The sequence below is a fragment of the Deltaproteobacteria bacterium genome, assembly GCA_030654105.1.
GTDB lineage: Bacteria > Desulfobacterota > SM23-61 > SM23-61 > SM23-61 > JAHJQK01.
Map to the genome: position 1 here is coordinate 1 of JAURYC010000086.1, position 8,127 is coordinate 8,127.

Annotated in this window: 10 protein-coding genes; 1 reads left to right on the plus strand and 9 read right to left on the minus strand. The window is 54.5% G+C overall.

Annotation, left to right across the window (positions count from 1 at the left end):
- Positions 1-99 precede the first annotated feature (99 nt).
- The gene (locus Q7V48_03260; GenBank protein MDO9209754.1) at positions 100-300 is read right to left on the minus strand and encodes an enoyl-CoA hydratase-related protein; all 201 of its coding nucleotides are present in this window, start codon (positions 298-300) and stop codon (positions 100-102) included.
- Between the two features lie 207 nt (positions 301-507).
- On the opposite strand from Q7V48_03260, the gene Q7V48_03265 reads away from it, so the two are divergent.
- Positions 508-1,050, plus strand: coding sequence for a hypothetical protein (locus Q7V48_03265; GenBank protein MDO9209755.1), 543 nt, complete (start codon positions 508-510; stop codon positions 1,048-1,050).
- Positions 1,051-1,176: 126 nt separating this feature from the next.
- On the opposite strand, the gene Q7V48_03270 is transcribed toward Q7V48_03265, so the two are convergent.
- From Q7V48_03270 to Q7V48_03305, 8 genes are all read right to left on the minus strand, one after another.
- Positions 1,177-1,698, minus strand: a complete 522-nt coding sequence (locus Q7V48_03270; GenBank protein ID MDO9209756.1) for a tRNA-dihydrouridine synthase — start codon at positions 1,696-1,698, stop codon at positions 1,177-1,179.
- A 162-nt stretch (positions 1,699-1,860) separates the two neighbouring features.
- Positions 1,861-2,676 carry a dihydroxy-acid dehydratase gene (locus Q7V48_03275; GenBank protein ID MDO9209757.1) on the minus strand — a complete coding sequence of 272 codons (816 nt, stop codon included), beginning with the start codon at positions 2,674-2,676 and terminating at the stop codon, positions 1,861-1,863.
- On the minus strand, positions 2,669-5,008 hold the full coding sequence (locus Q7V48_03280) for a xanthine dehydrogenase family protein molybdopterin-binding subunit (GenBank protein ID MDO9209758.1): 2,340 nt from the start codon (positions 5,006-5,008) through the stop codon (positions 2,669-2,671). Before Q7V48_03280 ends, Q7V48_03275 begins: the two co-directional genes overlap by 8 nt.
- Complete coding sequence (locus Q7V48_03285; protein ID MDO9209759.1) at positions 4,987-5,844, minus strand: xanthine dehydrogenase family protein subunit M; 858 nt, start codon at positions 5,842-5,844, stop codon at positions 4,987-4,989. Before Q7V48_03285 ends, Q7V48_03280 begins: the two co-directional genes overlap by 22 nt.
- A 29-nt stretch (positions 5,845-5,873) precedes the next feature.
- Positions 5,874-6,350 carry a (2Fe-2S)-binding protein gene (locus Q7V48_03290; GenBank protein ID MDO9209760.1) on the minus strand — a complete coding sequence of 159 codons (477 nt, stop codon included), beginning with the start codon at positions 6,348-6,350 and terminating at the stop codon, positions 5,874-5,876.
- An 81-nt stretch (positions 6,351-6,431) separates the two neighbouring features.
- Positions 6,432-6,584 carry a hypothetical protein gene (locus Q7V48_03295; protein ID MDO9209761.1) on the minus strand — a complete coding sequence of 51 codons (153 nt, stop codon included), beginning with the start codon at positions 6,582-6,584 and terminating at the stop codon, positions 6,432-6,434.
- Between the two features lie 14 nt (positions 6,585-6,598).
- Positions 6,599-7,756, minus strand: a complete 1,158-nt coding sequence (locus Q7V48_03300) for a Glu/Leu/Phe/Val dehydrogenase (protein ID MDO9209762.1) — start codon at positions 7,754-7,756, stop codon at positions 6,599-6,601.
- A 105-nt stretch (positions 7,757-7,861) separates the two neighbouring features.
- Positions 7,862-8,127: nitrilase-related carbon-nitrogen hydrolase (locus tag Q7V48_03305; GenBank protein MDO9209763.1), on the minus strand; the 266-nt coding region annotated here is incomplete at its 5' end.

Genomic DNA, 8,127 nt, shown 5'->3' on the forward strand with positions numbered 1-8,127 from the left:
GTTTGTCCATTATGATAAGGCGTGAAGCGGCCGCATGGCAATACACGGTCATTTCTTTGAGGATGGTAGAGAGCTGATCCCAAAAACTGGCAAAATATTTCAGGTCTCCCCGGCGCTGAAGGCTTTACCGACGCCGGTCAAAACGACAGCCCGGATCTCGGAACTCTCGTCACAGCGGATCGCTGCATGCATCAGCTCCTTGCCGACGACAAGATTTAATCCGTTGAATGCTTCCGGGCGATTCAGGGTAATATAGGCTGCCCTTTTTTTCACTTCAAAAATAATGGTTTCGTAATTCATGTTGATGAAATCCCTTCTTATAGCTTTGGTTTTATGGAGGGAACATACACAGACAGTTATTTGCGTTCGCTTCTAATACTTCCTAACCCGGCAAAGCCGGAACCAAAAAGGTTAAAACGACCGTGTTCATGACAGCACAATATCCTTGGCAAGACAGCCGATTTTGTTTACGGTATGGTGACATACAACTTTGAGAGGTGTGCTGCCATGTCTCTTATTGAGCGATATGCCGACAAGATTCGAGGGGTCATTTCCTGCTATGACCGGATCGTCATCCAAGGGATTCTCCCCGGTTTCTGCTTTGCAGAAGGGATGACGAGTTATCTCTACGCCCATCAGATTCGCATCTTCGATTATCCCCGTTTTGCAGAACCCCTGCGCGACGCCATTCGCGCCAATGCGGAGCGATTGGCGCAAGAGAACGGAATTGAGATCGAGTTCATCCGCAAGACCCATATCCGCAAGGAAGACATCATTGCCAAAGCTCTGGAGCGCCGGGGCAGCCATCCGGGCCTTGTTCATATTCTGTCAGCCATGGAGGCCTGTCAATCCTATAAACCCTGGCACAACAAAACGACCGGTAAAACCTTCTTGAAACCGGACACGGGAAAGTGCCTGCACTACTATTTCTACTTTATTGACCAGGAACTGGGGCTTTGTTATGTCCGGGTGCCGACCTGGTGTCCCTTCCGTCTCCAGTTTTACTTCAACACCGTTTTTCGCAGAGCTATAACCGTCATTTGGGGATAAGATTTTGATGCCTCCGTCATTGGAACTTCAGGTTCAGTTTGGCGCCGTCGAGCCAGGAGATGGTCTGCGGCAGACGATGCCAGGGAACGTCTCTCAGGATCGGGTTATGCGCCCTGCGGGGGTAGGTCACTTGCACCTCGCCGCCGCATTCTTATCCTGGCCTACCAGCATGCCCGTTTGCGCCCCTTTCATTTCTGAAGGATGAGGGCATCCAAAATTCAGTTCGATGAGTTTGATCCCCGTGTCCTCCACCATCTTGGAAAGGGTAGCCCAGTTTTCGGGAGTGGTTCCACCCACACTGCCGATGAGGACACATTCATTGGCCAGCGCAGCGGCCTGAGCTTCTTTGAGCTCTTCCATCCACTCTCCCGGTTCTTCCTCAGCCAATCCGCTTCGGCCATAGAAAGTGAAAAGTCTGGGGATCTTCCCCCGGCATACATTGTGCTGTTCATCTAAATAGCGCCATTTGGACATTTTGGTCAACCGGCGCATGGCTTCGGAATCCGTAACGGTTTTGGCCACAAGTCCGCCCGCACCTGTTGCAATGACCCGTTTCATATTTTCGGCAGAGAGCGTCGGCTCGGCGGATGCAGCCAAAACCGGGTTCTTGAATCTCACGCCGCAAAATTCGGTTCTCAAATCTGCCACAACAACCTCCCCTTCATTAAATACAGCAGAGAGCAAAGGACAGGGAGCAAACTTCAGTTCGAAGTTCGGAGTAATTAGTTCGGAGTATTTATTTCATTTTTTTATGCTTCGAACTCCGAACTCTGAACCCCGAACTCTTAATTAAGCTCTTAGCTCCATGCTCTATGCTTTTAAATAGGCTCCTTCATGGGCTGAAGATACGATCTTGGTATATAGCGCCATGAATCCCTTTTCTTTTTTCGGCCTGGGTGGAACCCATTGACTCCGCCTAACTTTTAATTCTTCCTCCGCAAGGAGGAGATCTAACTTCCGCTGGGGAATATCAATCCGGATCAAATCTCCGTCCCGCAACAGAGCGATTGGACCTCCTTCCACAGCTTCAGGAGAAACATGGCCAATCGCTGCTCCCCGGATCGTCCCCGAAAGCCTCCCGTCCGTAATCAGGGCCACGCTTGTCTCCAACCCCTTGCTCTTGAGCAGCCACAGGGACCCGTAAAGGCAGGGCATTCCTGGCCCGCCTTTGGGGCCGGCGTAGCGAACGACAATCACATCCCCCGGGAAGATTTTACCCTGAAGAATGGCTTCGCCGGCCGTCTCCTCGGAATCGAAGACCCGGGCTGGACCCTGATGAACCATCATCTCCGGCAATACAGCCACATGCTTGACGATAGCGCTCTGGGGAGCCAAGCTGCCCCGGAGAATGGCCATTCCCCCCTCAGCATGCACAGGGTCCCCAAGGGGCCGAATCACTTCCCGATCTAAAACTCGCGCCGATTGCAAATTTTCCCGCAAGGTCTTCCCCGTGATGGTTAGCGTGTTCAGGTTTAACAGGGGAGAAAGTTCTTTCATCACGGCAGGGATTCCACCCGCATCGTCCAGGCGTTTCACGGGATGAACGCCGCTGGGTTGGACATTGCAGAGGAAAGGAGTAGATCGGCTAAACTTTTCAAAATCTGGGCATCCCTTTTCTTCATCTATTTTCCTTCTTCCTCAGCCCCTCAAGAATCTTCTCTGGAGTTATGGGGAGATCTTTGACCCTAACTCCTACGGCGGCATAGATCGCGTTGGCGATGGCCGCCGCCGTTGGGGCGAGGGCCGGTTCTCCCAATCCTTTAGCCCCATAAGGGCCTTGCGCATGAAGTTCTTCCACGATGATGGGAATCATCTCCGGGGCATCCAGGGCTGAAGGGAGTTTATATTCGGCAAAGCTAGGGTTCTTCACTCTCCCCTTTTCTAATTCCATCTCTTCCCAAAGGGCCGTCCCCACCCCCATGACCAGGGCGCCCTGGATCTGTCCCTCAATCGCTACGGGATGGATCGATTTTCCCACGTCATGGGCTGAGGAAATCCGCAAAACCTTTACCCGACCTGAGCGCGGGTCTACCTCAACTTCCGCCGCCTGGGTGGCATACATCCAGAAGGCACTGGGGTTCTTCCCCTGGCCTGTCTCCCGGTCCAGGGGAGTTGCATCCTCCACCGTGAAAGACCCGCGGCCCAGAACTGGCCTGCCCCTTCCTCGACCCTTGGCGCCCACATAGAAGGCCTCTCCCAGGGGGAGTTCGGCAATGGGGATGGCTTTTTCGGGTACGCCGCGAACCATGACCTTGCCCGCCTCGATCACCAGGTCTTGGGGATTCGCTTCCAGGATCTCGGCGGCGATTTGGAGAAGCTGCTCCCGGGCATCGGCTGCCGCCCGGCGAACGGCATTCCCTACAAAAAAAGTAGAACGGCTGGAGACCGAGGCCATGTCGTAGGGCGTCACATCGGTATCCGGACGGACCATTGAGATCTTTTCCACCGGAATGCCCAACTCTTCCGAGGCAATCTGGGCGAGGATCGTTGAGGACCCCTGCCCCATCTCTACCGCACTGCACAACAAGGTGACGGAAGCATCCTCGTTCAGTTTCACAAAAGCCGCTGAAGAGGAAGGGGTAACCGTAGATTTGTGCATACAGGCAATCCCTTTGCCTCGGTAGGGCCCCGAAGCTTTCCTCCAACCGATCTTCTCCGCAGCCTGGCGGAGGGTCTCCTTCAACCCCACGCTATGGAGCACCTGGCCGGTCACTGAGAGCGATCCTTCCTCCACGGCATTCTTCAAACGCACCTCGACCGGATCGAGGCCCAGCTTCTCGGCCATCACATCCAGGTGGGATTCAATCGCCCAAGACACCTGGGGAATTCCAAAACCACGAAAAGCCCCGCCGATAGGGTGATTGGTGTAGACGCAATAAGAATCGATCCGCACGTTGGGAACCTGATAAGGACCCGCTGCCGAGAACCCGGCATTGCGGCAAACCCGCGGGCCGATGTCGGCGTAAGCGCCCGTATCGAAGATGAGCTCGGTCTCCTGAGCCAACCAGGTGCCGTCCTTCTTCATCCCCGTCTTACAGCGGATGATGGTGGGATGGCGCACCGGCGCCACTCCAAATTCCTCCTCCCGGGTGAAAACCAATTTCACCGGTCGACCCTTGCTCTTCAGAGCCAAGGCCACGCAGATGGGCTCGGCTTTTAGATAACTTTTCCCTCCAAATCCGCCGCCGAGGGTGGTGACCATGACTCGAACTTGGTTCAAAGGAAGGTTCAGACTTTTGGCCAGAGCTTTGCGGTTAAAATAGGGGGTCTGCGTGTTCGACCAAATCAGAATCTTTCCGGAAGAATCCACCTGGGCGATGGCAGCGTGCGTTTCCAAGTGGGCATGCTGCACCATGTGAGACCTGTAGGTATCTTCCAGCACGAGATCGGATTCCTTAAAGCCTCGCTCCGGGTCCCCCTTGCGCAACTTGAAGTGGTTGCAGATATTGGTCCCGGGAACGGGGAAAATTCCTGGAGCCACAGCATATTGAGAGAGATTTTCATGAATCAAGACCTCCCTCGATTTCATGGCTTCCACGGGGTCGAAGAGCGCGGGTAACAGTTCGTATTCCACGTGGATCAACGAGAGAGCCTCTTCTGCCGTATCCAGATTGACAGCAGCAACGGCGGCCACCGCATCCCCCACGAAACGCACCTTATCCCCGGCCAGAAAACTCTGGTCCTGCACCGTGGCTCCCAAGGAGCCGGGAAAATCCTTCCCGGTCACCACGGCTACAACGCCCGGCAGGCTCCGGGCTTTGGTCGCATCGATGTGCAGGATGCGGGCATGAGGATGGGGGCTGCGCAACACCTTGGCGTAAAGCATTCCGGCCATTTTCAAATCCACGGCATATAGAGTCCTGCCGGTCACCTTCTCCCGGGCATCCAGCCGGACGGGGGATTGTCCAATCGATTCTAATTTTCTCTCTTTATTGCTCATGATGGGGATCTTCTCCATGCTTCCTCCAAGGCTTCTTCCGTGAGGATGGAAACAAGGGTTCTCCGATAATCAGCCCGGGACCTGGGAGACGCCTCTGCGGCGGCGACCTCTCCGGCCTGGCGGAAGGTTTCCCGATTTAAAATTTTTCCTTGGAGAAAGGATTCGGTCTTTTTACATCGGAGGGGAACGGGGGCCACTGAACTCAGAGCCACCGCTGCGCCCAAACATGTTTTCTGAACCGGGTCCCCAAGAAGCCAAACGCTTACTCCCACCAGGGTTTCATCCACCGCCGTGCGCTTGGGCACCCAGACATAGGCCCCGCTTCCTTGGGGAATGGGAGAGACCGCGATCCCCACGATCAGTTCCTCTCCCTCCCGATGGGTGCAAAAAGGACCCACGCAGAATTCATCCAGCCCCACAACCCTCTCCCGGCCTTTCTTTCGCAGCTTCACTTTCGCTCCCAGGGTCAGGAGGGCAGGAGGCATATCGGCCGAAGGGGAGGCATTGGCAATATTTCCCCCCAGCGTGGCTACATTCCGGATTTGTACGTCCGCCACCGCCAGGGCTGCTTCACGCAAGAGGGCAAGCCGACCGGAGAAGGCAGGGTGCGTGGCGATCCGGCTCAACGGGGTCAGAGGGCCCATCCGGATCTCCGAATCGACTTTGATGAAATTCAGCTCCTGAAGCCGGCCCAGGCTGATGACCACTTCAGGGGTTACCTTTTTCTGTTTCATCTGGACGACCAAGTCTGTACCTCCAGCCAAAACCTTGGCTCGCTCCCCATATTGGTGGAGGAGATCCAGGACTTCTTCCAGGGTTGCAGGTTCAAAGTAAGCGAAAGGTTTAATCCCCACCTCAAATACAGCGCTCCATGCTCCTTGCTCTATGCTCTTTGCCCTTTGCTGCTTACGGACAGAATGGCCTCCACAATCTTCTGGTACCCCGTGCAGCGGCAGAGGTTTCCCGCGATCGCCTGTCTGACTTCTATCTCCGTAGGCCGGGGATTCTCCTCCAAGAGGGCTTTAGCTGAAAGAACCATTCCAGGTGTACAAAATCCGCACTGGATGGCCCCGTGATCGATAAAAGCTTGCTGGATCGGATGAAGGGTCCCGTCGGATTTTTCTAATCCTTCAATGGTGGTCACCTCACGCCCGTTGGCTTGAACGGCCAAGGTAATACAGGATTTGATAGGCTTCCCGTCAAGCAAAACCGTACAGGTCCCGCACTCCCCCAGGCCGCAGCCCTCCTTCGTTCCCGTAAGCTCCAGGTCTTCCCGGATTACCTCCAGGAGGGTGCGGCGAGGTTCGACTTCAATCTCATAGGCTAATCCGTTCACTTTCAAGTGAACCTTGACTTTCATAAATCCTCCCCCAAAACAACCCTGGTTTCCGTGCCCATCCCTTCCTTTTTGGTTCTGCCAAGGGCAAAGTGGCAAACGCCCCTACCTCTTAAAGACCTCGTCAAGGAATCGGGCTGAGGAGATAAGCTTTTCCCCGGGCATAGAGACCCAGAAGCCCTCCCCCCATAGAGAACTACCTTCCCGGCGAAGTCCCATCTCCTTCCGGATTGCTTTCAGATCGGTAATCAGTTCCATTCCGGCCCCTCCTTTTATCCTTTTCTCCTGGAAGGAATCCTTCCCCGAAGCTCCATCGCCTTCCTTACTCGCTCCTGGGAGATGGCCAGGGCCACCACCCGCGGCAACCACTTGCTTCTCTTGGATTCATCCAATACCATACCCACGTTCTTCCACATTTTTCGCTTTACCGTGTCGTACACTTCCTGGGTCTCGAGGATGTCGCAGGAATACCGGTTGTCCATAGCCTTCCCGGTACTTATCACTGCACCGGCATTGGCCACAAAATCCGGCAATACCAAAATTCCCTTTTCATGGAAGTACTTCTGCGCCGCATCCGAGGTAGGAAAATTCGCTCCTTCCACAATCATTTTGGCCTTCACATTTTTCATGTTTTTTTCGGTAATCTGGTCTCCCGTCGCTGCCGGAATCAATATGTCTGCCTCCACCTCTAATTCTTTGCCCAAAGGAATCTGTTGGCCTTGGCTATATTTCAAAACAGCCTTGTCCCCCCACTTCTCCTTGAGGGACAAAAGCTTGTCCACTTCCAACCCCTTCGCATTGTAAAGCGCCCCCTCTACGGAAGAGATCGCCACAACTTTCGCCCCTTTCTCCTTGATAAACTTGGCACTAAAGGCCCCTACCGCCCCAAAACCCTGAATTGCTACCGTCGCTTTACTCAATTCAATATTCCGGTAGGGCGCCGCACACTCCGCCGCTTCCACCACTCCGTAGCCGGTGATCCCCAGCTCATCATAAGGCAATCCCCCCAGTTCCGCCGGCGTCCCCACGGCTGCCTTCATATCTTCCATCTCATCCAGGGCAATGGCTCCATCCTTCTCCGCGAAACCCATGTCGTTGCCGAAAACGTATTCGTCCGGCAAGAACTTGCGGATCTTTTTCACGTAGGCCCGGATGATCTCCTCTTTATGAGGAGATTGGGGATCATTCCGGATCCCCGCCTTGGCGCCCCCGAGGAAAATATCGGCCATCGCCCACTTCCAGGTCATGGTCCGGGCTAAGCGGAAGCAGTCCAACAGGGTCATATTCGCGTCCATACGGCACCCGCCCTTTCCCGGCCCCCGGGCGGTATTATCGATCACCAACATCCCTTTCATCCCCGTCTTCGTATCATGGACCACGATGATTTTCTCCGGGCCCCATTCATCCATCCACTCAAATACATCAGCCATGATTTCTCCTCCCTGCCGCTGGATTGGGCATCCCAGGCAGCCCGTGGTTACAACTTCTGCGGCCGTTCCCTGTAGATTGCTTCCCGGATTGAGAATCATTTGTCTTTACAGAATCCGATCACTCACGGCTGGAAATTTTCCCCTAATGGCCGACACCTGGCGCATATCGATTTCCGCCTTTAAAAGACACTCCTCATCTCCGCCGCTGGTCAGAATGACTCCCCAAGGATCTATCATCATGCTGTGACCACAAAATTGAGCCCCATGATTGATTCCCACACAATTACTGGAAACCAAAAATGCCGTGTTTTCTATGGCTCGCACTCGATTCAACATGATCCAATGTTCCAGGCGAGGATAGGGCCATCCAG

Excerpts from the sequence above, each read along its gene's own strand:
- Q7V48_03300 (MDO9209762.1), bottom strand. The coding sequence starts at position 7,756 with ATGGCTGATGTATTTGAGTGGATGGATGAATGGGGCCCGGAGAAAATC.
- Q7V48_03290 (MDO9209760.1), bottom strand. The coding sequence starts at position 6,350 with ATGAAAGTCAAGGTTCACTTGAAAGTGAACGGATTAGCCTATGAGATT.
- Q7V48_03295 (MDO9209761.1), bottom strand. The coding sequence starts at position 6,584 with ATGGAACTGATTACCGATCTGAAAGCAATCCGGAAGGAGATGGGACTT.
- Q7V48_03260 (MDO9209754.1), bottom strand. The coding sequence starts at position 300 with ATGAATTACGAAACCATTATTTTTGAAGTGAAAAAAAGGGCAGCCTAT.
- Q7V48_03265 (MDO9209755.1), top strand. The coding sequence starts at position 508 with ATGTCTCTTATTGAGCGATATGCCGACAAGATTCGAGGGGTCATTTCC.
- Q7V48_03280 (MDO9209758.1), bottom strand. The coding sequence starts at position 5,008 with ATGGAGAAGATCCCCATCATGAGCAATAAAGAGAGAAAATTAGAATCG.